Consider the following 24627-nt stretch of genomic DNA (forward strand, 5'->3'; position numbering starts at 1 on the left):
TCTTGATAATGTATTACTGCATTTATTTTGTCTTCTGAAGTAAATTTAGTCATAAAAAAACTACACCTCCAATTGTTAGACTGTGTCTAACAATTGGGGTGCAGTTCACATAGATAACTGTCTTTTTATTGAATCCAATTTAATTATTTTGAAAATCTAGCATACCCCAAGAAATGCTTCTGAGTGTATGGACTGTTTATCTTACTTTTAATTACACCTGTTGTCGTATCCGCTGCATGGATATATTCGCCATTTCCTAAATATATTCCTAAATGAGAAGGACCTTGCTTATATGTATTCTGTAAGAATACTAAATCCCCTGGTTGAGGATCACTTATTTTTGTAACCATTCCCCAGTATCCTGCAACACTTGTTCTCACAATGTTATATCCATTATTTTTAAATACGTAATAAATAAAGCCACTACAATCAAATCCATTTGGTCCTGTCCCAGCTTCAACATACGGCTTTCCAAGTTGTTTTAAAGCTAAATCAATTACTCCAGAAGAACCAGAATCTGTTTGGTTTAGGTTCATCCACTTGTCGCCTTCCCATGTTTTAATCTTCAACCATCCACTAGTTGTCCCATCTATTACTCTAAAATTCTGCGGACTATATAATGCTCCAGCGTTTGCTTTGCCTGAACTAAATGAAGGCTCGTTATACGCATAGAATGATTTTTCTATGAACCTTTCTTCTCCATCTAGATTCAGCCATTTCTCGCCTTCCCATGTTTTAACCTTTAACCATCCATTAGGTGTCCCATCCACAACTCTAAAATTCTGCGGATTATATAATGCTCCAGCGTTTGCTTTTCCTGCATTAAATGAAGCTTCGTTATACGCATAGAATGCTTTGTTTATGAATCTTTCTTCTCCATCTGGATTGATCCACTTATAACCTTCATAAGTACTTACCTTCATCCAGCCATTTTCTTTTTTTTCTACTACTCCCCAATTTTGTGGGTTAAATGGTGCTCCATAATTTGCTTTCTTTGCATTAAATGAAGGCTCATTATATGCATAAATCGTTTTGTTGACGGTAATTTGTTCAGCCGCAGGATTCATCCATTTTTCGCCTTCCCACGTCTTAAGTTTAAGCCAACCATCTGTTGTTCCATCTACTATTCTAAATGTTTGTCGCCCGTACTTCGCTCCAGCATTCGCAACCTTTGATGAGAGAGAAGGTTCATCATATGCATAGAAATCTCCCATGACACGTTCTTCCCCATTTAAGTTAATCCAAACTGGACCTTCCCATGTTTCAATCTTCCACCAGCCATTATCTCTTTTTTCCATGACTCCTACATTTTGAGCACCATACTCTGATCCGCCATTTGTTTTAGCTGAATTAAAAGATGGTTCTTTATACCCATAGAATGATTGATTCACGTATTCTGAACTATTAGCAGCGTGAGTTACCATACTGAATGTCGAGATAGATAGAATAAAAAACAATAAGATTCCTATACTTTTCTTAAACATAAAAATATCCTCCCTTTTATTTTGTCTAATATATAATTTTCGAAGCAAAGAATAGATATATCCTATTTCATTATTTTAATTCTCACTTTTTTACGTCCCCATTCACGTGCTTGCTTTTCTGTAGGAAACAGAACATCAATTTTATTGCCTTTAATAGCCCCACCTGTATCTCCAGCAATTGCATCACCGTATCCTTCAACCCAAACTTTCGTTCCTAGTTTAATAACTTTAGGATCAACTGCAATTAACTTGATGTTAGGATTTTTTCCTATGTCTATTCCAGACGCCGTAATCCTTTCATTTGGTGGACTACCTTCTACACTATATGCAGTAGCTTCCACGTAGAATTCTACGCCTGTATCTTCCGCATTTAAATTCATCCACTTGTCGCCTTCCCATGTTTTAATCTTCAACCACCCACTAGTTGTCCCATCTACAACTCTAAAATTCTGCGGACTATATAATGCTCCAGCGTTTGCTTTGCCTGAGCTAAATGAAGGCTCGTTATACGCATAGAATGATTTGTTTATGAATCTTTCTTCTCCATCTAGATTCAGCCATTTCTCGCCTTCCCATGTTTTAACCTTTAACCATCCACTAGGTGTTCCATCCACAACTCTAAAATTTTGTGGACTATATAATGCTCCAGCGTTTGCTTTAGCTGCATTAAATGAAGCCTCATTATACGCATAGAATGATTTGTTTATGAACCTTTCTTCTCCATCTGGATTGATCCACTTATAACCTTCATAAGTACTTACCTTCATCCAGCCATTTTCTTTTTTTTCTACTACTCCCCAATTTTGCGGGTTAAATGGTGCTTCATAATTTGCTTTCTTTGCATTAAATGAAGGTTCATTATACGCATAGATTGTTTTGTTGACAGTAATTTGTTCAGCCGTAGGATTCATCCACTTGTCGCCTTCCCACGTCTTAAATTTTAGCCAACCATCTGTTGTTCCATCTACTATTCTAAATGTTTGTCGCCCGTACTTCGCTCCAGCATTCGCAACCTTTGATGAAAAAGAAGGTTCATCATATGCATAGAAATCTCCCATGACACGTTCTTCCCCATTTAAGTTAATCCAAACTGGACCTTCCCATGTTTCAATCTTCCACCAACCATTATCTCTTTTTTCCACGACTCCTACATTTTGAGCACCATACTCTGATCCGCCATTTGTTTTAGCTGAATTAAAAGATGGCTCCTTATACCCATAGAATGATTGATTCACATATTCTGAACTACTAGCAGCGTGAGTTACTATACTAAATGTAGAAATAGATAAAATGAAAATTAATAGCAATGATACGCCTTTTTTAAACATATAAACTTTTCACCTCTTCCTTTTTTTAACAGTATATTACCATAAGTACATTAACATAAATTTCTTTATTTATCTATAATTTACCATATTAATTGGTAAACAATTTAGATTATTATATTTCTTTTAAACCCTCTCTATTCAAGGCATAATTGGGTTCAATGTAATAAAAAATACAAGATATGCAATATTGCATATCTTGTATTTTTTATATTAAATTATTAATCTATTCCTTTCTTATACAAAAGTATCTAATTTTTGCTAGTTTCTCTTCTTTTTAAAATAACTATTTTGTTCACTTTTTTGATACATTTACGAAACATTTCTCTGTTATCTTCATTAAGTTCTTTTCTTTTTATAATGTCGTGCGAGATATACTAACACAGGAAGCCCTAGCCCCCTAATCCTAGGGCTTCTTTTTTAATAAGGATTTTATGCATTTTATTATTTCCACCAACTTCCTAAATTTTATATTCAATATATAATTACATCTAGTTTATAATATATTAATGAAACGTCACGTGTTTCAAATACAACATTTTTTGATGACCTTTAATACATAAAATGTTGTTATCAAGTCGGAGTAAAACACCTTTGGGTGTCTTTTCTTTTGTACATTATATCCATTAGGGCTCATTTTTTTTTACAAAGCCCACCCTTTTGCTTCCGACGGCGACGAGGAGTGGTTTTTTGTTATCTTTTTCTAAAATTTGTTTCCTAAAAACATACGCAAAAACTTTACGTACAATGGTTTTCACAAATTCTTTTAGAAGTTCAAACAAACCTCCATTTAGAGATAGTTTTATTAAATTTTTCACTACTAGCCACAAAAATATCTTATAATCTTTATATAATAAATTAATGTATTAGGAGTAGATAAAATGCCAGTTACACTCGAACTTATTCTTTTTATTCTTATAGCAATTAGTGCTGTTGGCTATTTAATAAAAGAATTTCAAAAAACTAGGAAACGAACACTTGGAATTTCACTAGAATTTTTAGTTCTTTTCTGGTCAATATGGAGAATATCAACTATCATAATCTAATTTATAAAACATAAATTCCTTCGAATGAAGTGAAACTCTAATCAACGGGGGGTTTATAGGATAAATTTACCGGTATTTTTACCACAGCATTCATGTTAAAATCCCTTGTGAGTACGACATAACTCGACCTTATGAAGCTCCGCAACTTTTATCGCGGAGCTTTTTTTATTTAAAATAACTATTTTGTTCACTTTTTTGATACATTTACGAAACATTCATATGTTACGTTATATAAGTCCTTTTTTAAATCATATTCATTCTAGCAAAAAGTCCTAGTCCCCCTAGGGCTTTTTTGCATTCAAATAATGAGTTGTCTTTTTTCTCAATAACCGAAACTATTTAACGTGGTAAAATAATAATTGGACTGGCATCCAATACCATATTACAATGGAGCAAATCGCAAGAAGGCACCTTAGGGTGTCTTTTTTATAGAGAATCAGTTTAAAAACTAAAAATAAAAGAACCTCAATAAATGAGGTTCAAAAAATCTACTATTTTAAATTACCTTCGTAAAAAGCAACTCCATGTTGAACATGTTTTAAATACCACGTAATCGTCCCGCCACAAACATTTTCATTAAAACTATTAGCATATACTCCATTTGAGTAATAAAGAGTTCTTTTGAATTTACCATTAGAATACTCATAAGGAATGGAGCAGGCTGCTTGCTTCGGAGAGCTCACAGCTTTTTGTGTATCAGCTGAAGCTGCACCCATTCCTCCTGTTAATGCAATACCTGTTGCTAACGCTCCTACTACTAATTTCTTGAACATAATAAATCCCCCTTTAATAGTTTTTATAGATTACAACTTAAATGTATCACTTTTGTAATTTATGTAAATATCTTGAATATGTAGAAATATTTATTTAATTATTAGTAATATTAGGATTTTATTTTATCAAATGGAAAATAGAGGAATTAGAGAAGCATGTGAAAATACAGATAGGTTCATATTAAACGAATGTGGTCCAAGTCGGCGTAAGGCACCTTAGGATGTCTTTTTTGTACATAAAAAAATCTCACCATTTTATCGAAACGATAAGCCCTTTAAAACAATAATTGCAACTATATTAATTTTACATTACATTAAGGTTAGAGAATGTTCTTATATTAATAAAGTGCTAAATAGTAGGTGGCAAAATGGAATTTAACGATTTGGGTATTACCATTAAAGAACTTAGAATTAAAAAAAATATATCACAATCCGAATTATGTTATGGAATATGTTCACAAAGTCAAATTAGCAAGATTGAAAAAGGTATGATTTATCCATCTAGTATATTGTTATATCAATTATCAGAAAGACTTGGTATTGATCCAAATAACATATTTGCACTAACTCAAAACAAAAGATTAAAATATGTAGAAAATGTAAAATACGTAATAAAAGATTGCTTAAAACAAAAACAATATAAAGAACTTTATGAAATAGTAAAAAAAGAGAAAAACTTAAATAATTTTCAAACAAAAGATGAGAAACAATTTCTAATATGGCATGAAGCAATTGCTATATTTATGGTGGATAAATCAATAAAAACTGCTTTAGATTTTTTAAATAATGCATTAAAACTGACTTTAACTAATTCTGATTTTTTATCAGAAAGAGAAATAGATATTATGCAAACAATGGCTATATTTTATGCGGAAAATAAAGAATATGAAAAAAGTATTAATATATTCAAAAAATGTTTAACTAATTTTAATAAGCTAGATTTTCCTAGAGATAAAGAAATTAAATTAAAACTCATGTTAAATTTAGCAAAATGTTTCGACTTCACATATCAATATGAAGAGGCAATAAAGTACATTGATAAAGGTATTAAATTAGCAATTAATCTAAATACTTTATACCTACTAGGTGAACTATTCTATTTAAAAGGTCAGTGTTTATTAAAAATGAAACAACATAATGTAGAAGAGGTTATTTATAACTGGAAAAAAGCATTATTTATATTTGAACTAACAGAAAAAGAATATTATACAAAAATGCTACCAGATGAACTTATTGAAATACAAAATAAAAAACACTCATAATTTCGTAAAAACTACTTACAAAACCCACAGAAAAAATCCCTACAGCTTTTAAACTTAGATCGATAATATTAAAATTAATTTAAGTCGGCGAAAGGCACCTTTAGATGTCTTTTCTTTATTTTTACAAGGACCTGCTCAATTAATTCTTAAAAACATACTGAGAAGCATTGTTTTATTTATCTCATTTTCATTCATGCTATATATAAAATTCTTTAATAAATCCACCTCAAACATACTTATATGCATAGGAGTATGTTTGAGGTGGAACTTCTTCAAATACTAGTTCCTTTTATAAACCGTTTTTTGATGTAGATGACATTATTCTCAATACAATAGAATGAATTATGGGGACATATTTAGCAATATATATCAAAAAACATATTAAAAAAACCCTTCACCTTAAGGTAGAAGGGATCTTCTAATTTCTATTTCAAACTACCCGAAATCTCCGTAAAGGTACCCCAAGCGCATGTGCACCTGCATCTGGATATCCTAAACTTCTTTCACCAACTACCGCTCCTCTGCCGAATGATCTTTCAACGATAGATTATATGCCTTGAAGTGCTGTTTGCAACATTTCAATTCAGATATACGACAGTAAAGAATACATTATCACAGTGTCAGCAAGCAAAAGTGTATTCTGCATTTCTGAAAACAGTAGATGGCAGATTATGACCTACTGAATCTGCTAAGAAAGAATATACAAGAACATCCTTAACATCCTCTCTATTTCCACTAATGATGACATCAAGGAAATCTTCTACTTGGAATTCTGGAGTAAACAACACAATCTTAGTTGTTCTGTTTGGTTCTAAAGAAACAAAAGTACGAGAGATTTCAACTAATTCATTTTGAGTTGGGAAAAAGGTGTTTCGACTTCTCTTAACAGTTACCGTTACATTACTAGTATGGCAGCGTGAATCATTGTTTAGCATAATGTTGAGAGCAGTTGGAATAATCCCATTTTCAGAAACTGGAACTCGAAACACTCCAGTAGATTTATGAGCCATATAATCACATCCTTTCAAAATAAAATATATTTACAATATATTAAATGCAAAAAATGTTCATTTTGATAGGGACAAATTATATGATTAATATATCTATAATAACCCTCGGTATTACTAAGCCAATGTTTTAAAAGATTAACAAATAATTACCTCTGCAAATTTAGAAAATATCTATACTTTTTACAAACATTATTACAATTAGATAAACCAAAGCAATATCCCATTAACAAAGGGACTCCATAATTGGAGTCCCTTTGTTAATTAGCTATTAAAAATGATCAGCATGTGAGTATTGTATAATTTCTTCCTTTTTTAGAGCATGTTGTGTATCACCTGTATTGTTACTAAATGATAATGTTATCACTAATCCTAACGCCGCTAATATAAGCTTCTTCATTATTTTAACGCCCCTTTGCTTAGTAATTTTTGTTTCGCTTCGTAACATACATCGAAATAATCACTAACTTTTTCATGCTTATTCAATTTGCGAAAGCGAACCGCTAATACTTCTGCATATTCTTCTACGAAATCCCACAAATCCTGCTTTTCGAAGTAAGAAATACCTTTTTTCACTTCTTCTTCTAAGAGTTCAATTGCTTCATCTTCATTAAGAGAACGTAAAATATTGAAATGATATACATACTCTTCATTTCCTAATTCTATACAAACTGCTAATCCTTTTTCAATAAGTTCTTTTGCAATAATTGTTTCTCTTAGCTTATAGTGTTCACGTGCTTGTAAGAACAATGCTTTAAAATGGGCAGGATTCTTCTCTGTCACTTCTGATAAATGACGAATCGCTAATGTAGATAAGTTTTGAGTTGCATATAATAATCCTAAATTATGCCTTACTACTAAAATCAATTTTTCTACATTATGTTTTTGCAAAAGGTCAATGGAACGATTCAAATGTTCTTCCGCTTTTTCAAATTGCTTTAAGAATATACAAGCTGTCCCTAATGTGTTTTCGCAAGAAGCAACTTTCACCTCATATCCAGCATACCTTTCAAAGATTTCTTTCGCTTTATTTGCGTATTCAATAGATATTAGCATACTAGACATATGATGATTTAACACCGCATATTTTTGATAAAACTCTGCATGCTCTAATTCGTCAGAAATATGTTCTAATAGGCTCTCAGCTTCTTCATATTGCCTTCTGGCTTCATTATAGTTACTAAACATTAAAGCATGTTCTGCTTTAAAAGAATGATAGTAATAAGCTGTGAGTGTATCTGTCGATTCATTAATTGTATCAATTGCTTCAAAACTATCTTTTCGAATACTCACTCGATCAGTTAGCATTCTATATTTTAGGTCTAGTAAAGAATAATATAATAATAAATTTTGATTTTCTTTTTCTTCTGCATGTTTAATCTGTTCAATTTTTTCATCTATTTCTTTCTTTAATTCCGTTGCTTTTATAATTTGCTGCGACAACATCATTTGATAAAAATCATTAAGTTGTTGCATAACTGCTTCATGCATTAAAATATTTGTGCTCATATCACTACGTCCTCCTCAACTACTTCTTTTCACCTAAATATTACCATTATTATGTATATTATATAATAGTTCAACCTGCAATTGTAAATTGATAAAAAAATAACAGAATATTGCGAATTAATAGTGGAGATTAGCTGAGAAATGGTTACTGTAAAAAAATAAAAAACTTATGATATTGCTTGTATCATATTTGCTCTTATATATGATTCTGTTACAAAGTTTTCTAAGTTAATATAAACTCTAGAAAAAATGAATAAAGATCACCACAGCTGAGCTATCTTTAATCCGTACAATAATATAAACATTCTATTAATTCATATTATTAATAAAGAAATACTTAAATATTCCATTTTTTCTAAAAGTGTATTATACTGTAAATTGCCGAGGGAAATATTTTATTATTTTCTGTTAACTATTCAATTTGTTAGGTTGTTATTAGTATTACGGTAACGAAAACCTTATATTTCCCCTTGAAGATAAAGCATTAGCAGCAATTACATCGAGATATCATAATAATAATTATTTTCTTAACAATATCACGGAATTTTAATTCAGAAAATTCTAATTATTAACTGATATAAAGTGCTAAATAAAATATTTAGACAATTGAAGTCCAACAACGATTAGAAGATATATATATTAGAAAAGGAATTTTGGGAGATCTTATCCTATATAACTAATACATATAGCGTTGTATCTTTAAATCAATAAATTTTTCGATAAGCTAGTTAATAGATTATTGAATTTAATCTTTTGATAGAGTTAAAAAATCAACTTTATATTCTAATTGAGAAATTATTAGGTGGTGTCGGTAGTGTTTGAGTACCTTTTAGTTAAAGCTTTATTTACTATTTTCTTAATTATCCTAATCGTGTTAATCAGTGTAATATGGACTAATATAGAAAAAATTATGGACGAGACTGTATTTAAAAACGTTTCTGAAAAAACCAGATATGTAGTAACTATGATAATTGTTATGGTGGGAGAATTTGTTCTCATAGTCATTACTTCATTAAATTGGAAAGCTTCAATTATTGACACACTCTTTTTTGGTAGTATTATTTTGTTCTGCTGTATATGGCTAATACCTTATTTTGTTAATCAACAACAAAACGTCGCTAAAGTTATGGATAAGCATTTTAGTGGAGGGGTAGATTTAGGTGAAATTCAAGTTCATCGTGCGAAACTTTCTGCATTTAATTTAGGAAGTATTGTATTTTCTATAGTGGGAATTATTATACCTATTTGTTATTATTTTAAATACTTTTTATAACGGTTTATTGGTTCTGTTGGAAATTTTTTTAAAGATATAGTAATAGGTGAGATTACAGATATTTATGTAGAAACAACTTAGATGTATAAGACAATCCATTTGAGCGAAAACAGTAAAATACCCTAAAAAAAAGAGACCATATAAGGTCTCTTTTACTTGTATTAATTTAAAAATGATACTCATTTCCAAAACTTCTACCAGGACTTCTTTTTAGCTGCCGCTATTTCTTGTTGAGCCAATACGATAGTACGTTTTGCATCTTGGATTTCTCTTACCATTTCCATAAAGTTATCATCTCTTAATTCTAGCCTTTTTTCTATTCTTTCTTCACGTTCCTTACGATCTTTTATATCATTTTCAATTAATTTATTTCTTTGATCAATGCGATCACCTAATCTTTGTTCCATTTCTAATAATTTTACTTGCTGCACCTTATTAATCTCTTCTATTGTAAATATCCATTACCCTCTTTTTTTCCTTCTGGCTTATAATATTTTGCTTTTCCTTCTTTAATTAATCCATTCAACACATCACTATTTTTTAATCTATTTAATTTCATGTGTAGATTATCCAGCATAATCTCCCAACGATCACATGCTTCCCTCGGCGTCATAATTTCATCCAAAGTAAATAACATTCTCTCCATCTCCTATTTCTGTTATTTACAAGTGAAAATCCAGTTTTTTACAGGCTATTTTACAAAATTTTTACAGGGGATATGTTATATCGTGTCGAAGACTTAAATTATAACCATATCTTTTTACTTCTATACTTCCATTATCTAGGAACCCCCCCAGTATCCAAGACTAAATTTTACCCATACATCATTTTTTTGATGTAGCTCTTGAATATAAAAACTATTTAATTTTCAAGGAACAATTATTAACTTAAAACTTATTATACGAGGAGGGTGTATCATGAAAAAAATATGCTTTGTATTAATTGTCGACGCTGGTATAAATTATGGTTCAATATTTTCTCTACCATTTTTAAGGAATCAGGATGATTTGAAGGAATATTTTTCCAATTATTATGATGTTTCAATCAATTATATTAGGGATAAAAGCTCAGTTGACTATTTGGTAGTTCCCAAACCGTGTCCACCTTTTGATAATGAAAATAATCTTCCAATAATTGAAGTACCAGCAATTTTATTTATGGAAAAGGATTTTGAAAAAATAAAGACTTATATAGACAATTACTTTTCTAATAACTCATAAAGAAAATAAAAGTACAGTAAAAAGAAGTCCGATAAAAAACGAGATTTATGTCTTTTTGTATTACCAAAATCGGTCGTTTTTGGTAATACAAAAAGACACATACTATTATTCTCGAAAACTACAGAAAAACCCCTCCACCTTAAGGCAGAGGGACTTTCCAATTACTATTTCAAACTACCCGCAATCTCCGTAAAGATAACTCCAAGCGCATGCGCACCTGCATCAGGATATCCTAAACTTCTTTCACCAACTGTACCGGCGCGGCCCATGCGAGCTACGATTTCTTTCGTATATTCTGCACCTTTAACTGCTGCTTCTGCACCTTTTTCAAAGGCAGTTTTCATATCTTCTTCGCTTGAAGCGCTAGCTAACCAAGAGTCTACACATGGAGCAAGTGCGTCAACAAGTGTTTTGTCACCAACTACCGCTCCTCTTCCGAATGATCTTTCACCAATCGATTGTATGCCTTGCAGTGCTGCTTGCAACATTTCAGCTAATTCTTTCACTGTTAACTCACGCTTCTCGCCTGCTGCTTTACTAGCTGCGCGGAATGCACCGCCCCAAATTGGACCTGAAGCTCCGCCGCAATGTTCCATAATAATCATGGAACAACCATCAAGGAATGATCCGATCGTTACGTTCTCTTGCTCCACGATAGAATGCCACTCACGTTTTAATTGCTTAAATCCTTTTGCCACACTCATTCCAAAGTCGCCGTCACCTGCATGTGTATCTAACTCACAGAACGGTACTTCATTTTTAATAATAATACCGCTCATTTTATCAACGAGATAAATTATGTTGTTTAATGTAATGACATTATCTTTAATCACAGCGTGCTCTTCCGCCGTTTCTAGTTCAAAGGAGACTTCCTTCTCTTCTGCCTCTTCAAGTACATTTACATACTCAACACTTTCAACTGGACCGTCTACTTTAAACGCTGGTGTATTACACTCTTTTGATAGTAATGTTTTTAGCTCATCATCTAATTTCATTACCGTTAAAGACATACCTGCCATATCGATACTCGTCATATAGTTGCCGACGAATACTCTATTAATTTTAATATTTCTAGCAGCTAATTCTCTCGTCACTGCGTTGTTAAATAAGTAAAGCTCTTGCAGTGGTGTTCCGCCAAAACCGTTAACTAGCAGTGCGATTTCCTCGCCGTCTTTTACTCCTAAATCTTTCATTAAATCATTTGTCATACGGTTAGCTAATTCATCAGCCGACAGCATTTTTTCAAGCTTAATTCCTGGTTCGCCGTGAATACCTACGCCGTATTCCATTTCATCTTCCGCAAGTGTGAAAGTAGGTGATCCGCTCGCTGGAACTGTACAAGACGTTAACGCTAAACCGATTGTGCGCACATTAGCAGCTGCTTTTTCCGCTACAGCTTTCACCGCTCCTAAATCCATACCTGCTTCCGCTGCTGCACCGGCAATTTTATGAACTAAAATAACGCCCGCAACGCCGCGGCGTCCTACTGTATACAAACTATCTTCTACCGCAATATCATCGTCTACTTTTACATAGTCGACTTCAATTCCATCTTCCGTCGCTAAATGCGCTCCGTTTTTGAAATTCATAATATCGCCGCTATAATTTTTAATAATTAATAACGTACCTTTTTTACTAGCTGTCTCTTTAATCGCTTGATACACCTGAATTTGTGAAGGAGAAGCAAACACATCTCCGCACACAGCCGCATCTAACATTCCTTTTCCGACTAATCCTGCATGCGCTGGCTCATGACCACTACCGCCGCCACTAATTAATGTTACTTTATTTTCGTTCATTTCTTTCTTCTTAATGACTTTATATTTTTTCAAAAGCTCAAGCTCTGGATGAGCCATAACCATTCCGTTGCACATTTCCATTACTAATGTTTCTGGTTTGTTTATAATCTTTTTCATTGTAGTTCTCCCTCAATTCCTTTAATATATTGTGATATATTTGAAATCTTCTTCTTACTATCCATGTTAAAATGAAAGCGTTTTATAGTAAACGGACAAAATGGACAATCTGTCTAAAGACACCGCTCTCATTTATAGATAGGATTTTTATATTACTAACATTCTAGGGATGATTCAGATGACCTCTTCTATAATTTCTAAAAAGATAATCGCGAACTCATTGAAGTATTTAATGGAAACAGAGTCGTTTCATAAAATATCAGTGAGCGATATTATGTTACACTGTCAAATGCGTAGGCAAACTTTTTATTATCATTTTAAAGATAAATTTGAACTATTAAGCTGGATTTATAGAGAAGAAACGAAGGAAAACATTATCGACTTTCTCGATTATGAAACGTGGGAAAACATTTTCGATTTATTATTTGATTACTTTTATGAAAATCAAAAATTTTACCGAAATGCTTTTAAAGTCATTGAGCAAAACTCGTTTAATCACTATTTATTTGAGCATACGAAAAACTTATATATGAAGATTATCGATGAACTATCTGTGAGCTGTGGATTCAGCCTTTCTGATGAGACAAAAAATACGATTGCCTCCTTTTATAGTCACGGCTTCGTTGGAACGATTAAAGATTGGATTGAAAGTAAGTGCGAAGTAGATCCTTCCATTATGTCTTCTCTCATGAAAAATATGATAAACAATCAATTACTACTATTACTGGAGCAATCAGCAAAGTAATTAAAGGGTGGCAAAAGCAATGAAAAAGATTATGAATGATGTACAAAATATCGTTCAAGATATGCTGCATGGCTTTTATTTTGAACATAACGACAAAGTAAATTGCGATGAAACGAATAACATCATTTATGTAAAAGATATCGAAAAACTAAAGCAAAACGTCGCTATTATAAGTGGCGGTGGTAGCGGACATGAACCTGCTGATATTGGCTATGTAGGAAAAGGTATGCTTACAGCGGCAGTAAACGGAAGCATCTTCACTCCGCCTACAGTGGAACAAATTGCGGCGGCAACTCGCCTTATGCCAAAAGATAAAAGTATACTATTCATTATTAAAAACTTTAAAGATGACGTTGAGAACTTTCTTGCGGCAAAGCAGATCGCTAAAGAAGAAGGAAGAAAAATTGACCACATCATCGTAAATGACGACGTTTCAATTGAAGATGATGCTTCTTTTAATAAAAGAAGACGCGGCGTCGCTGGTACTGTTTTCGTTCAAAAAATACTTGGTGCGGCCGCTCTTGAAGGCCATTCTCTAGAAGAACTAACAACACTTGGCCGCTCTATCACTAAAAACTTACACACATTAGGAGTTGCTCTTTCCCCTGTCAACGATCCAGTAAAAGGAAAAGCTTCATTCACATTAAATGACGATGAAGTGTTTTATGGCGTCGGCATTCACGGAGAAAAAGGTTACCGTAAAGAAGCACTATCCTCTTCTGAAATATTAGCGATCGAACTAATGAACAAACTAAAAAGCATTTATCGCTGGAGAAAAGGAGACAACTTCGCTATCCTCATTAATGGACTCGGCGCAACTCCATTAATGGAACAATACATTTTCGCAAACGACATTCGCCGTTTGTGTGAACTTGAAGGATTGCAAGTGGCATTCGTAAAGATTGGTACGCTGTTAACTTCTTTAGATATGAAGGGTGTTTCGCTTAGTTTGCTTAAAGTAGAGGATTTGGATTGGGTGAAGTGGTTGAAGGCGGATGTTAGAGTGGGTAATTGGTAAGTAAAAATTATGATGATAAAAGCCTTTAACTATAACAAGTTAAAGGCTTTTTGCAAATTGAAATATCGCTCGAGCGTTCAAAAGAAATTCGTAATTACCTCACTGAATGATGACAGGTCTTCCAAATAAAGCTGGATGATAAATTAACATCGCTCCTACAAATGAACATACTAAACAAAAAATAGCCTCGTATTTTATAACTAGAGAAGAGCTGGTATCAAGCTTTTCCCCCTCTCTTTTAAATATCATTTTTAAAGCTCTATATAATAAATACCCAATAATCGCCCCGAGGGTGTTCGTCAATAAATCATCAATATCTGTAATTCTATTATTTAACAATTGATTTAACTCAATTGCCAATGAAAAAAAGAATCCTGCACATACCGTGTTTTTCATTTTTCTAAAATACGGCCAAATCATCGGTAATAAAAAACCGAACGGCATAAACAGTACGATGTTCAAAAGATACGTAGTACTACCTACCGTATCAAATAGAGTCAAGTTAATTTGACTTACACGAATCCACGTTTCATATCTACTTATATCCCATACAGTCGCGATTTGCGTCACCTTATACACAAGCGAAAGGTAAAATAGAAAAACATACACCCATAGAAAATGCCGAATAGATATATTGTTTTTCGCTTTAAAATAACATCCAATTTGAAATACAATACAAAACATAATTGTAAAAAAATACGTATACAAATAACTCATCAAAACTTCTCTATGCATGTGGAATCCCCTAACTTTACATTTTCATCTATTATTTAGAACATAGTTTAAGAACCAGTACTTTGTTCATATATTTAATCTTTTACTTTGTCTTCGAATATAGGGAATATATTAAAAATAAAAAAATCCCCACTTATTCATTTTCAGTCTCCTCCTTGATGTAACTTGTTTATAGGATAGAAAAAACTTTTAAAATAAAAAGTGGGGGAAATATAAAATTTTCCTTAAATTTTATGTTAGATTTTATTATTACTCTAATTACTAATCCGCTATTCGTTGTTAGGCAACAGTATGCTGAAACTTAGGTTTCACTTTATCCCTTCTCATCCCTCATACTGTAATACCCCAAATTAATAATAACCAAGAAATACCCACCCATAATTCCAGCAGCGAATGTCCACATGAATTCATGGTGTTCAATTTCATACATAATAATCGCGCCGAGTATTGCGGCTGCGAACCGATTTATCATTCCAAGCATCGGTGCTTTTTCTTTTTTTACAATGCTATCTCCGAACTTTTCAATACGTCTTCCTAAAATCCAGGCGCAGTACATACTTACTAAAAGGCCAATGCTTATCCCTACGAACTGGGCTGAAAAAGGTGTCACAAGCCATCCCAATAACATTACGCCTAGCAAACAATACATTTGTATGTTGAATGATCTTAATGCCATACGAATCATGTTATACTCCTTTATCTTTCTCATTGTAATCCCGTATCATCAATCCAATCTTCCAGGCTTCAAGCTTTCAGCTATATCTTTTTTAAAATGAGGGAATTTGATTTTGCTTACCATTAAATAAGCGAGTACGCATGTACCAAACGCCACGGAAACTGGATTCTTTAAAAAACATAAAATGAGGAGACACATTGCCGCGAATGGGATTGGCATGCCGATAAAGGTCGGGAGTTTGCTTTGCTGTGTGTTAAATCTTGCAAGCCGAAGCATGCCGCAAATACTGTAAGTGAGCGCGCATATCATCCCGATAGACTGCAAATCTTTTAACGAGGCACTATATGCAAGAATAGACGGTGCCACACCAAAAGTAACTAAATCTGCAAATGAGTCTAACTCTCCACCAATTTCCGAAACAGAATCAAGTTTCCGAGCGACCATACCATCTAAAAAGTCAAACAACATACCTGTAATAATAAAAACTGCTCCCAAATAAATATCGTGAACGAAAACAGCGTAAATAGCTAAAAGCCCACATACAAAATTTGCTATCGTAATCATATTTGGTATGAAACTCATAATACACTTCTCCTCCTTTCTACTAATTGCTTCATCTATGTTCTTACTCATTACAATCAAGATCTTTCTGTTTTTCTTCCAATATGACTTTATTTATTTTCGTTAACGTATCTGTCATTTGCTCTAGGGCGTTTATATCGATTTTAGAAAAATATTTCTCAATTAATACATCATCTAACTCCGACAACCGCTCTATATACTTACTACCGTTTGGACCAAGTGTAAGAAAATACTCCCGTTTATTATTAGGGTTTACTTGTTTTGAAATCATCTTCTGTTTCTCCAATTTAGATAAAACTTGGCTAACGGCACTTTTTGATATATTAAAAGTAGTCGCAATGTGATTTGCTGTCGTGTTTTCATTTAAATTAATATGAAATAGCATGCTCTCTTGCTGTCCTGTAAGACCGAACTCATCTTTTAACTCCTGGAATAGTAAAATGTAGAATTCATTATAAGCTCGGTTCATTTCATTAATTACTTCTTTATACGTTCTAGTCATAGCGTTATTCCTCCATGCTTTTATTTCGTTTTGTTAAATAGTTAAGTTTACTTAACTTAACTATATTATACCGTTATGTTCGTGTAAAGAGAAATATAACTCTACACTTTACTCACAATGATACAAAAAAGAAGACACTCTTCTAAAACAAGTTAATTCCCTTCTTCCTCACCGCTTCCTTCATCCAAATACCCGATTAATCGTTCTGAATAATCAAAAAGAAAATCAATTAAATTCCATATAGACCCATTACTGGTTAAAATGTTATAATGGAATTACCCTACATAGTTACTCATAGCCAGACTGAGGAACTAGCGTCTTATTAAGTAATGCGCATAACTAAAATAAAAAAGACACTTTACGGTGTCTTTTTTATTTATATTCCTAGGAATCATCTCTTTTATAAACAGACTCTATCAAACAGTAAAGGAGACAAACAGATGGAACATCCTGTTGCAAGAGAATTACGTTTTATACGGGTATGTCTTATCATTTTGATTATTGTCATTGCATTCTGGGATCGTGAGAAAACTGTGGAAATTACTGATCACGGTAGCGATCCTATCTTAAACACCAGCAATATGACCCAAGTTGGTGAGAATACATTTGCATACAAAGACGAATCGAATCAAATTAAAATATTTAAGTTTAATCCAGATACAAATGAAATAAAATTAATAAAAGAGTTTTATGCTAACGAATATTAATTACATGAATTAAATAATTCAAATCTGTAGAAGGCACTTTAAAGTGTCTTTTCTTTATAAACTACAAAGTATGAGGACCCAAGCCATTACGACTAAGGCTTTTACTATATAAAAAATAAAACATAGTAAGAATAGAATACTCACTTAAATTATTTTTCACTTCACAAACTACATCCAAAAAGTTGGATAACTTCTTTTACTACTCATATTATTAATGAATAAAGCAATAACTACAATAACAACGGAGCCAATTAAAACTGGTGTTACTAAATAACTCCAACTATTTGCCCCTAAAATTACGATAATCGGATCGGCGCCTGCCGGAGGGTGCGTCGTTCTCGTTAACATCATAACGGCTATTGCCATCCCCACCGCTAAAGCAATTGTCCAATATTCATTCCCAAACAAATGATATATTGATAGACCAATGAAAGTTGAAATCAAATGTCCTCCAATAATATTACGCGGCTGAGATAATGGCGCATTCCAAACTCCAAACGCTAATACACAACTCGCACCAAATGGAGCCATTAATAATTCTGTAGAGGTTATGCTCGTTAAATATGTTAAGGTAAGAATTGTTAAAAATCCCCCTAGTAGTCCCGTTAAAGAGTCCTTTACATTTACTTGTAATGGGCTTCTTCCTTTCCCTTTCATTTTTGTAAAATATCGTACACTTATTGGTTGAGGATCTTTCTGCTTAGTTGCTGTTATATTATCCATCGTTCTCCTCCTTTATTTACCAACAATTATAACCCGGCATAACTAACCTGTAAATATTAATTTAAGGGGTTAGTTTTAAAATGCAAAAAAAGAATCAACTGTTATAAGTTGATTCTCTAAACTTCCTCAAATTTTCGATCCTGAAATTTTGCTACCTTTTTCCGGTTCCCACATATTTTCATAGAACACCATTTTCGTTTTCCACTCTTATCTATAAATAATAAAACACAGTCAGGATTTGAACACCTTTTAAGGGAAATAAGCTTATTTTCTGCTATTAACGTTAAAGCGTCAAATGCAATTAACGATGCGAGTACATCCTCGATTTCTCCAACTGGGATAGATACTAGCTGCTGTTCAATGATTTTATATGTAAATGGTGCCTTCTCAATTTGTTTTTCTAAATACGTAATAAAATCATTAGAAATTTCTTGCTGATCAGCAATTACCTCAAACTGTTTTCTCAATACTTCCCTTACCTCTAATATGCTAGATGTAACTTGATCCATTCGCTTCTGAATTCCTATAAGTGTTTTTTCATTCCAAAAAGGAAGATTAACCTTTATTACATGTAGCCATTCTAATACATCTTCGTTTGTTATTAATAAATCATAACGTTGTCCACGCCTAACTAGCTCTGTATTTACTAAATCTAATGAGAGATTTCCCGATATAAGCGGGAATTGTTTTGTTTCCTGCATGTACTCATCACCTTCTCTTTAAATAATCATATTCCAAATTAATACAGAAGTACAACTTTTTTATAAACTACAAAGTATGAAGATTAAGGCCTTTAGCCATAATTACGACTAAAGGCTTTTTGTATGTAAGTAAATGAAAAAGGAGCTAATTTTATGGAACATAATAAAAATGGAGTGCTTGCTTTAATTGTTTTATTTGTAGGACTAGCATTTTTTGTTATCGGTATGGTTTATCATTTATGGGGAACGGTTTAAAAATAAATAATAATTCATTTAAGAAAAAGTACTCGTATGAGTACTTTTTTAATGTCATATAAAAACATTCCAAACTTACTTACATGCATACAATTATCAAAGATAGTTATATAATTGAGAAGGTTTTAAATTATCAATCTATATTTATGTTGATTAGGAAAGGAGCTAAAAATGTTAGAAATCATTTTTGTTGCTGCATTACTTTTATCTAGTATCATTCCCATCTTTATCAAAAGAGGTTTGACGAAAAAAAATGGAGTCATTTTACTAATAAATTATACATTATTACTTGCCACCATCATTGTAATTGGTGCAAACTGGCGCATGATTCCCGCCTATTTCTTATTGTTCGTTTTAACATTACAAGTTTTTTTGAAACCAAAAACTACAGCCGTTTCTAAAAAGTTAGTGATGAAAGTTTTAAAAGGTTTAGGAATTATCGTAACTGCTATCGTAATGTTTACATTACCTTTACTTTTTCCAATCATAACACTCCCAGAGCCTACTGGAAAATATACAGTAGGCACGAAAGCTTTTCATTTAATTGATACAAATCGAAAAGAAACAACTGTACCAAATAATCATGGAAATCGTGAGTTAATGATACAAGTATACTATCCTGCTGCAAAAGGATCAGGGAATCCTTCTGCCTATTTTGAGAACATAAACGAACTGGGTGAACAATTGGCAGTAACAAACGGTGCTCCGTATATCGTAACGACACATTTAGGGCTGACAAAAACACATTCTTATCAAAATGCTAAGCCACTTCAAGCTAAAGAAAAATTCCCCCTCCTTTTATTCGGCCATGGGATGGGATTATATAGTCAACAAAATACATTCCAGTTAGAGGAATTAGCTAGTCAAGGCTATGTAGTAATCGCTCTTAATTTCACAGGATATGCAGCAACAACGATTTTCCCTAACGGAAACCGTGTAGACTCTATACCAATTGAAAATACACCTACGGCCTTAAATACCATAGTTCAAAAATGGGAACAGGATACTACTTTTGTTTTAAACGAAGTAATAAAAGGTAATTTCGATAAAAGTTTTAAAACGATTGCAGACTTAATTAACTATGACAAAATTGGAATGTTCGGTCACTCTTTTGGCGGAGCAACTGCCGCACAGATGCTAGTAAAGGATACGCGTATTAAAGCTGCAATTGATATGGATGGCGGATTGTTTGGCGACCCAATGCCTAAAGACGGTCCTCAGAAACCATTCATGTTGATGAATGCTGAGGCGACGATTCATTATATGAAAGAAGCGGAGAATCAAAAGACAACCGGAATCCAAAATGAATTATTGGAAATATCCTATTTAAGAAATAAAACGATTGAAAAACCGGGCGTGTACACAGTGGTAATTCCAAAAACAAACCATACCAGTTTTACAGATTTAGCAGCATTTTCACCTATTATTAATGAACCAGACGAAGATGTAGCCGCAAATTATACACTCATTAATAAACTAGTAACTAGCTTCTTTGATCAAAATTTAAAAGGGATAAACGAAAATCATTTAGAAGAAATTCAGAAGCAATATCCTGAACTTCGGCTCATGAAACACTAATAATCATTCATTTCCCTAGTCATGTAACCCCTCACTACGCTTGAGGGGTTTCTACTTTAACACAATTATAAAAAAGGCCTCATTACTGGGGCTCTCAAAAAATAATACGAATAAATGAATTAAAACAAATAATAGATAACTAAAATAGGAGTCGACAATCGTTATTTTCTTCTTATTTCTAAAGCAATATGGATATATCTTCTTAACTTCATTTGGATTGTACAAGCAAAAGAAGACATCTTAATTGATGTCTTCTTTTTTTATAGTTTTATGAATTTTTTTGAGCAGCTGCTCTCCAATCACGAAAAGATGTTGGGCGTCCAGAAAAAGCTCTTTGCTTTGTAACAGATGGTTTTTCTTCAGGAGTCATTGTTTTTTCTTTAAGAGTCGCTGGTTTTTCTTTAAGCGTCACTGATTTTTCTTCAAGAATAGTCACAGTTGTTTGCATTTTCTCTAACTGTTCTTTCAACAATTGTTGTTCAATCTTTAAATCCGTAAGTAAACGTAAAATCATCTCAGAATTAGCCATAAGATCCTCCTTCCCCCAATACACAGAATAAAATACAATATGTAGAAGACAAAATTCCGGTGACAAAAATAAGATCGTCAACTCTTTTTAACTTCCAAAATCCTTTTATTTTTTTAAGGACCTGCTCCATTCACCCTTAAAAACATAAATTAAATTAAATCCATTAATAAATGGTCTTTATGGAAGGAGGAGTTAATATGGGCTATGGAGGTAGTTGTGGTGGAGGCTGTGGTTTCGGCGGCGGATTTGCCTTACTTGTTGTGCTCTTCATCTTATTAATCATCGTTGGCGCTAGCTGTTGGGGCGGCGGATTCGGCTGCTAAGGAGAGGCACTCTTGAGAGTGTCTTTTTTTGATATGTGGCTCATATACATATTGCTCATAATTTCCGTTCTGGGGATAGTATAATATTGGCTCAGCATGTCAGCTCCCCCCTAATTATTAGTTGGTTCAAATCGATATAATTCTTTTAAATATAGGTTAAAACTATATTTCTCAAGGAATAAAACAATTTAACATGGTAAAATAATAGTTGGATGGGAGTCCAATATATTATTAAAATTAAGATGGTTCAAGTCGAAGGAAGGCACCTTAGGGTGTCTTTTCTTTATGACTTCTATCATCAATAAAGGGTGATACAAACTATTACATATGTTTGTACCACCCTTTATTGATGCGTTTAGACTTCACAGTTGTTGAAGTTTTAGACTTCTCCCTTAGTGTACCCATATTATTAGAACATCCTGTAATCTGTAGACAAAATGTAGCTAATAAAAACAATATTAATAATTTCTTCAATAAATCCTCCTACATGCATAAAACACCATATGTTACAAAACAAACATAACATCAACCCTTTATAAAAACAATATAATCCTCGGTCCTTAAGCTATCTCTTAACATAGGAGTACCGCTACATATTCATCAAGCTAAGATTTTAAAATATCCTTTACTTAAGGAATTTGTAAGTATCAAGTAAGAAAAACGAGAGCTTTGTTTCGTATAATCAAAATATAAAGTGAAGGAAGAAAGATTATTTCTGGGATTAATATGCATGTGACAAGAGAAGAAAGCTACGTTTTTTTAGAATAATAATATGAGTATGTCCAAGTTTTGGAGATTGCTTGCAAATATTTTGAAGTTTTCGCACCAGAATTCTAATTACCATACCTGTTTTTTATCATCACGTATTGGAGGTTAAAACATGAATAAAAAAAAGAAAATACAAAGATCAGTACTTACCTTTCCCCTACTCTTTTCTTTAGGCGTTTCATCTTTCCCGCTTACAACAACTATTCACGCAGATACACGCGAAGAACAATCTGCTGAAAAGAAACTAGTCTCTTTAACGGAGCGTACATCATTATTTTTTGAATATCTCCAGCAAGGTAAGTATACAGAGGCACTACAGTTGACGTCTACTGCTTTTCAATCCAAGTTTACAGCAACCACATTACAAAACTGGTGGACACAAAGTGGCTGGAGCGGGATAAAAAGCATGGGAACCCCCGTGATAAAAGAACGAAACTTGGTCCATCAGACGGTAGAAATTCCAGCAGCTACCGAAGGAACTACCATACCGCTACTCCTTAAATTCACACCTGGCGGGAAAGTAGATGAAATTGGAGAAAGGCCACCCGAAGAATCTTATACCATCCCACATCCTAGCTATGATCAACCTGACTCCTATCAAGAACGTGAAATCATCATTGGAAATTCTACCTATCCGTTACCAGCGACATTAACAGTTCCGAAGCATCAGCGTAGTGAAAAGGTACCCGTCGTTGTTCTTGTGCATGGTGCTGGCATCCATGATCGCGATGCTACCTATTTGGGAACAAAAATCTTACGAGACCTTGCGGTGGGCCTTTCATCCAACGGAATTGCAGTGTTGCGCTATGAAAAACGTACCTTAGAACATGCATTAAAGATGAGTGCAGAACCTGTTACATTAGACCGTGATACTACAGATGATGCCATATATGCAGCAAAGTCAGCAGCGCAGCAGGAAGGCATTGATCCAAATAATATTTTCATTCTTGGACATAGCCAAGGAGCTGGCACAATGCCGCGTATACTGAGCAAAGCGCCTTCCTCACTTGTTCGAGGAAGTATCTTACTCGCACCACCTGCACGCCCTTTGACTGACATTGCCATTGATCAGTATCAATACCTTGGGAAACCACAGGAAGAAATCGATGAACTAAAAAGACAGGCTGCTTTTATTCAGGATCCTACTTTCAATCCTGATCATCCTCCAGCTGGCTACAATTTTGGGTCACCTCATTTTATGTATGATGTTTCTAGGTGGCGTCCAGTTGAAGAGGCAAAATCACGAAAAGAGCCTTTACTCATTCTGCAAGGAGCACGCGATTATCAAGTAACAGTAAAAAATGAATATACAAAATGGCAAGAAGGGCTTGCAAACCGCAGGAATGTTCAGTTCAAAAAATACCCGAAATTGAATCATTTCTTCACGGAGGGTGACGGGGAATTAAGCCTCCCTAGTGAATATGAAATCCCTGCTAATATTCCCGAGTACGTCATCCAGGACATTATTACATGGGTTAACGAGACAAAAAAATAAGAAAACATCAAAAGCCTTCATGCAATCATCATTGCGTGAAGGCTTTTTTGAAACTAGTGATTCAGAGATATCTATTATAATTATATTTTTCTACGCACTAAATAAAAAGCTAAGGATCCCATCATAACAGGTGCTACGAAATAAAAGAAATGTGAAAAAGAAAAATTAAAAAGAAAAAGAAATGGTATAAGTGTATAGATAACTGCTAGTCCTATAAATAAAGGAATTCCAAATTGAAACTCTCTACATCGTTTAATTTTCCTATATAAGACTTCCCCAATTAGACAAGCTATAAGAGCTGGTATACTACCATAAGTGACGATAGTTTTTATGAACCCCTGTAAAACGTCCGGGTGAATAAAGCTAGGATTAAAAATATATGAAATTAAGAACCATCCAAAAATAAAAGCAAATAGACTTGCAGCATAACTAACTACAAATTTTATTAAAGTAAGCAACGTAATCATCCCCATAA

24 protein-coding genes and 3 pseudogenes are annotated in these 24627 nt (G+C 33.2%); 9 read left to right on the plus strand and 18 right to left on the minus strand.

The annotated features are described in order from the left end of the window. Positions 1 to 143: 143 nt before the first annotated feature. The 3 genes from MR136_RS17200 to MR136_RS17210 form a co-directional block, all read right to left on the minus strand. Positions 144 to 1484, minus strand: coding sequence for a C40 family peptidase (locus MR136_RS17200; protein ID WP_000474056.1), 1341 nt, complete (start codon positions 1482 to 1484; stop codon positions 144 to 146). Between the two features lie 62 nt (positions 1485 to 1546). Further along, a complete protein-coding gene (locus MR136_RS17205) occupies positions 1547 to 2812 on the minus strand; it encodes a 3D domain-containing protein (protein ID WP_025687271.1) in 1266 nt (421 codons plus the stop codon). A 1534-nt stretch (positions 2813 to 4346) separates the two neighbouring features. Next, positions 4347 to 4628 (minus strand): hypothetical protein, encoded by a 282-nt coding sequence (locus MR136_RS17210; protein ID WP_000473820.1) that lies wholly within the window; start codon positions 4626 to 4628, stop codon positions 4347 to 4349. Positions 4629 to 4996: 368 nt separating this feature from the next. On the opposite strand from MR136_RS17210, the gene MR136_RS17215 reads away from it, so the two are divergent. Then, the gene (locus tag MR136_RS17215) at positions 4997 to 5890 is read left to right on the plus strand and encodes a helix-turn-helix domain-containing protein (protein WP_242259536.1); all 894 of its coding nucleotides are present in this window, start codon (positions 4997 to 4999) and stop codon (positions 5888 to 5890) included. Positions 5891 to 6315: 425 nt separating this feature from the next. On the opposite strand, the pseudogene MR136_RS28600 reads toward MR136_RS17215, so the two are convergent. The 4 genes and pseudogenes from MR136_RS28600 to MR136_RS17225 all read right to left on the minus strand — a co-directional run. Then, positions 6316 to 6416: pseudogene (locus tag MR136_RS28600) on the minus strand (DAK2 domain-containing protein); the annotation flags it as partial. 94 nt (positions 6417 to 6510) lie between these two features. Next, the gene (locus MR136_RS17220; protein ID WP_000940664.1) at positions 6511 to 6900 is read right to left on the minus strand and encodes a hypothetical protein; all 390 of its coding nucleotides are present in this window, start codon (positions 6898 to 6900) and stop codon (positions 6511 to 6513) included. A 268-nt stretch (positions 6901 to 7168) separates the two neighbouring features. After that, complete coding sequence (locus tag MR136_RS28435; RefSeq protein WP_000733501.1) at positions 7169 to 7297, minus strand: hypothetical protein; 129 nt, start codon at positions 7295 to 7297, stop codon at positions 7169 to 7171. Beyond that, a complete protein-coding gene (locus MR136_RS17225) occupies positions 7297 to 8406 on the minus strand; it encodes a response regulator aspartate phosphatase (RefSeq protein WP_078421131.1) in 1110 nt (369 codons plus the stop codon). The genes MR136_RS28435 and MR136_RS17225 overlap by 1 nt, the downstream gene beginning before the upstream one ends. 814 nt (positions 8407 to 9220) lie before the next feature. Here MR136_RS17225 and MR136_RS17230 point away from each other — a divergent pair. After that, a complete protein-coding gene (locus MR136_RS17230; RefSeq protein WP_000464467.1) occupies positions 9221 to 9679 on the plus strand; it encodes a hypothetical protein in 459 nt (152 codons plus the stop codon). Positions 9680 to 9873: 194 nt separating this feature from the next. Here MR136_RS17230 and MR136_RS17235 read toward each other — a convergent pair. Both MR136_RS17235 and MR136_RS17240 read right to left on the minus strand, forming a co-directional pair. Then, a pseudogene (locus tag MR136_RS17235) lies at positions 9874 to 10128 on the minus strand (DUF3967 domain-containing protein); the annotation flags it as partial. Then, a pseudogene (locus tag MR136_RS17240) lies at positions 10114 to 10316 on the minus strand (hypothetical protein); the annotation flags it as partial. The pseudogenes MR136_RS17235 and MR136_RS17240, both read right to left, overlap by 15 nt. 280 nt (positions 10317 to 10596) lie before the next feature. On the opposite strand from MR136_RS17240, the gene MR136_RS17245 reads away from it, so the two are divergent. Further along, positions 10597 to 10899 (plus strand): hypothetical protein, encoded by a 303-nt coding sequence (locus MR136_RS17245; protein ID WP_242259537.1) that lies wholly within the window; start codon positions 10597 to 10599, stop codon positions 10897 to 10899. A gap of 164 nt (positions 10900 to 11063) precedes the next feature. Here the strand turns inward: MR136_RS17245 and dhaK are convergent, their stop codons facing one another. After that, positions 11064 to 12815, minus strand: coding sequence for a dihydroxyacetone kinase subunit DhaK (gene dhaK / locus MR136_RS17250; RefSeq protein WP_242259538.1), 1752 nt, complete (start codon positions 12813 to 12815; stop codon positions 11064 to 11066). 178 nt (positions 12816 to 12993) lie between these two features. Between dhaK and dhaS the strand changes: the two genes are divergently transcribed. Next, positions 12994 to 13560 (plus strand): dihydroxyacetone kinase transcriptional activator DhaS, encoded by a 567-nt coding sequence (gene dhaS, locus MR136_RS17255; RefSeq protein WP_000204220.1) that lies wholly within the window; start codon positions 12994 to 12996, stop codon positions 13558 to 13560. 19 nt (positions 13561 to 13579) lie between these two features. After that, positions 13580 to 14578 (plus strand): DhaKLM operon coactivator DhaQ, encoded by a 999-nt coding sequence (dhaQ, locus tag MR136_RS17260; RefSeq protein WP_135277540.1) that lies wholly within the window; start codon positions 13580 to 13582, stop codon positions 14576 to 14578. Positions 14579 to 14677: 99 nt separating this feature from the next. Here the strand turns inward: dhaQ and MR136_RS17265 are convergent, their stop codons facing one another. The 4 genes from MR136_RS17265 to MR136_RS17280 all read right to left on the minus strand — a co-directional run bounded on the left by MR136_RS17265 (position 14678) and on the right by MR136_RS17280 (position 17073). Then, positions 14678 to 15313, minus strand: coding sequence for a VanZ family protein (locus tag MR136_RS17265; RefSeq protein WP_135277538.1), 636 nt, complete (start codon positions 15311 to 15313; stop codon positions 14678 to 14680). Positions 15314 to 15626: 313 nt separating this feature from the next. Next, complete coding sequence (locus MR136_RS17270; RefSeq protein ID WP_000620607.1) at positions 15627 to 15998, minus strand: ATP synthase subunit I; 372 nt, start codon at positions 15996 to 15998, stop codon at positions 15627 to 15629. A gap of 39 nt (positions 15999 to 16037) precedes the next feature. Next, positions 16038 to 16571, minus strand: a complete 534-nt coding sequence (gene pssA / locus MR136_RS17275) for a CDP-diacylglycerol--serine O-phosphatidyltransferase (protein WP_000008338.1) — start codon at positions 16569 to 16571, stop codon at positions 16038 to 16040. 43 nt (positions 16572 to 16614) lie between these two features. After that, complete coding sequence (locus tag MR136_RS17280) at positions 16615 to 17073, minus strand: MarR family winged helix-turn-helix transcriptional regulator (protein ID WP_000198939.1); 459 nt, start codon at positions 17071 to 17073, stop codon at positions 16615 to 16617. Between the two features lie 440 nt (positions 17074 to 17513). On the opposite strand from MR136_RS17280, the gene MR136_RS17285 reads away from it, so the two are divergent. Continuing rightward, positions 17514 to 17780, plus strand: a complete 267-nt coding sequence (locus tag MR136_RS17285) for a YmzC family protein (RefSeq protein WP_000400965.1) — start codon at positions 17514 to 17516, stop codon at positions 17778 to 17780. A gap of 168 nt (positions 17781 to 17948) precedes the next feature. Here the strand turns inward: MR136_RS17285 and MR136_RS17290 are convergent, their stop codons facing one another. Both MR136_RS17290 and MR136_RS17295 read right to left on the minus strand, forming a co-directional pair. Further along, positions 17949 to 18503 carry an HPP family protein gene (locus MR136_RS17290; RefSeq protein WP_000368844.1) on the minus strand — a complete coding sequence of 185 codons (555 nt, stop codon included), beginning with the start codon at positions 18501 to 18503 and terminating at the stop codon, positions 17949 to 17951. 116 nt (positions 18504 to 18619) lie between these two features. Then, complete coding sequence (locus MR136_RS17295) at positions 18620 to 19204, minus strand: CGNR zinc finger domain-containing protein (protein WP_242259539.1); 585 nt, start codon at positions 19202 to 19204, stop codon at positions 18620 to 18622. Between the two features lie 426 nt (positions 19205 to 19630). Here MR136_RS17295 and MR136_RS17300 point away from each other — a divergent pair, with 426 nt between their 5' ends. After that, positions 19631 to 21037, plus strand: a complete 1407-nt coding sequence (locus MR136_RS17300; protein ID WP_242259540.1) for an alpha/beta hydrolase family protein — start codon at positions 19631 to 19633, stop codon at positions 21035 to 21037. Positions 21038 to 21305: 268 nt separating this feature from the next. Here the strand turns inward: MR136_RS17300 and MR136_RS17305 are convergent, their stop codons facing one another. Next, positions 21306 to 21566, minus strand: a complete 261-nt coding sequence (locus tag MR136_RS17305) for a hypothetical protein (protein WP_000013698.1) — start codon at positions 21564 to 21566, stop codon at positions 21306 to 21308. A 197-nt stretch (positions 21567 to 21763) separates the two neighbouring features. On the opposite strand from MR136_RS17305, the gene MR136_RS17310 reads away from it, so the two are divergent. Together MR136_RS17310 and MR136_RS17315 are read left to right on the plus strand one after the other, a co-directional pair. Then, positions 21764 to 21889: a YjcZ family sporulation protein gene (locus tag MR136_RS17310; protein WP_000540377.1), complete on the plus strand. Its 126-nt coding sequence runs from the start codon at positions 21764 to 21766 to the stop codon at positions 21887 to 21889. Positions 21890 to 22769: 880 nt separating this feature from the next. Further along, positions 22770 to 24152, plus strand: coding sequence for an alpha/beta hydrolase (locus MR136_RS17315; RefSeq protein WP_078421137.1), 1383 nt, complete (start codon positions 22770 to 22772; stop codon positions 24150 to 24152). A gap of 80 nt (positions 24153 to 24232) precedes the next feature. On the opposite strand, the gene MR136_RS17320 is transcribed toward MR136_RS17315, so the two are convergent. Beyond that, positions 24233 to 24619 (minus strand): hypothetical protein, encoded by a 387-nt coding sequence (locus tag MR136_RS17320; protein ID WP_063538308.1) that lies wholly within the window; start codon positions 24617 to 24619, stop codon positions 24233 to 24235. Positions 24620 to 24627 lie beyond the last annotated feature (8 nt).

Origin of the sequence: Bacillus cereus group sp. BfR-BA-01311 (assembly GCF_022664295.1) — a bacterium.
GTDB classification, from domain to species: domain Bacteria; phylum Bacillota; class Bacilli; order Bacillales; family Bacillaceae_G; genus Bacillus_A; species Bacillus_A cereus.

What these genes read in the sequence shown, in the direction of transcription:
- MR136_RS17305 (WP_000013698.1), bottom strand. Translation starts at nt 21,566, where the DNA reads ATGGCTAATTCTGAGATGATTTTACGTTTACTTACGGATTTAAAGATT.
- MR136_RS17225 (WP_078421131.1), bottom strand. Translation starts at nt 8,406, where the DNA reads ATGAGCACAAATATTTTAATGCATGAAGCAGTTATGCAACAACTTAAT.
- MR136_RS17300 (WP_242259540.1), top strand. Translation starts at nt 19,631, where the DNA reads ATGTTAGAAATCATTTTTGTTGCTGCATTACTTTTATCTAGTATCATT.
- MR136_RS17205 (WP_025687271.1), bottom strand. Translation starts at nt 2,812, where the DNA reads ATGTTTAAAAAAGGCGTATCATTGCTATTAATTTTCATTTTATCTATT.
- MR136_RS17265 (WP_135277538.1), bottom strand. Translation starts at nt 15,313, where the DNA reads ATGCATAGAGAAGTTTTGATGAGTTATTTGTATACGTATTTTTTTACA.
- MR136_RS17270 (WP_000620607.1), bottom strand. Translation starts at nt 15,998, where the DNA reads ATGATTCGTATGGCATTAAGATCATTCAACATACAAATGTATTGTTTG.
- MR136_RS17220 (WP_000940664.1), bottom strand. Translation starts at nt 6,900, where the DNA reads ATGGCTCATAAATCTACTGGAGTGTTTCGAGTTCCAGTTTCTGAAAAT.
- MR136_RS17310 (WP_000540377.1), top strand. Translation starts at nt 21,764, where the DNA reads ATGGGCTATGGAGGTAGTTGTGGTGGAGGCTGTGGTTTCGGCGGCGGA.
- dhaS (WP_000204220.1), top strand. Translation starts at nt 12,994, where the DNA reads ATGACCTCTTCTATAATTTCTAAAAAGATAATCGCGAACTCATTGAAG.
- MR136_RS17290 (WP_000368844.1), bottom strand. Translation starts at nt 18,503, where the DNA reads ATGGATAATATAACAGCAACTAAGCAGAAAGATCCTCAACCAATAAGT.
- MR136_RS28435 (WP_000733501.1), bottom strand. Translation starts at nt 7,297, where the DNA reads ATGAAGAAGCTTATATTAGCGGCGTTAGGATTAGTGATAACATTATCA.
- MR136_RS17280 (WP_000198939.1), bottom strand. Translation starts at nt 17,073, where the DNA reads ATGACTAGAACGTATAAAGAAGTAATTAATGAAATGAACCGAGCTTAT.
- MR136_RS17315 (WP_078421137.1), top strand. Translation starts at nt 22,770, where the DNA reads ATGAATAAAAAAAAGAAAATACAAAGATCAGTACTTACCTTTCCCCTA.
- MR136_RS17320 (WP_063538308.1), bottom strand. Translation starts at nt 24,619, where the DNA reads ATGATTACGTTGCTTACTTTAATAAAATTTGTAGTTAGTTATGCTGCA.
- MR136_RS17215 (WP_242259536.1), top strand. Translation starts at nt 4,997, where the DNA reads ATGGAATTTAACGATTTGGGTATTACCATTAAAGAACTTAGAATTAAA.
- dhaK (WP_242259538.1), bottom strand. Translation starts at nt 12,815, where the DNA reads ATGAAAAAGATTATAAACAAACCAGAAACATTAGTAATGGAAATGTGC.
- MR136_RS17295 (WP_242259539.1), bottom strand. Translation starts at nt 19,204, where the DNA reads ATGCAGGAAACAAAACAATTCCCGCTTATATCGGGAAATCTCTCATTA.
- MR136_RS17285 (WP_000400965.1), top strand. Translation starts at nt 17,514, where the DNA reads ATGGAACATCCTGTTGCAAGAGAATTACGTTTTATACGGGTATGTCTT.
- MR136_RS17210 (WP_000473820.1), bottom strand. Translation starts at nt 4,628, where the DNA reads ATGTTCAAGAAATTAGTAGTAGGAGCGTTAGCAACAGGTATTGCATTA.
- MR136_RS17200 (WP_000474056.1), bottom strand. Translation starts at nt 1,484, where the DNA reads ATGTTTAAGAAAAGTATAGGAATCTTATTGTTTTTTATTCTATCTATC.
- dhaQ (WP_135277540.1), top strand. Translation starts at nt 13,580, where the DNA reads ATGAAAAAGATTATGAATGATGTACAAAATATCGTTCAAGATATGCTG.
- pssA (WP_000008338.1), bottom strand. Translation starts at nt 16,571, where the DNA reads ATGAGTTTCATACCAAATATGATTACGATAGCAAATTTTGTATGTGGG.
- MR136_RS17245 (WP_242259537.1), top strand. Translation starts at nt 10,597, where the DNA reads ATGAAAAAAATATGCTTTGTATTAATTGTCGACGCTGGTATAAATTAT.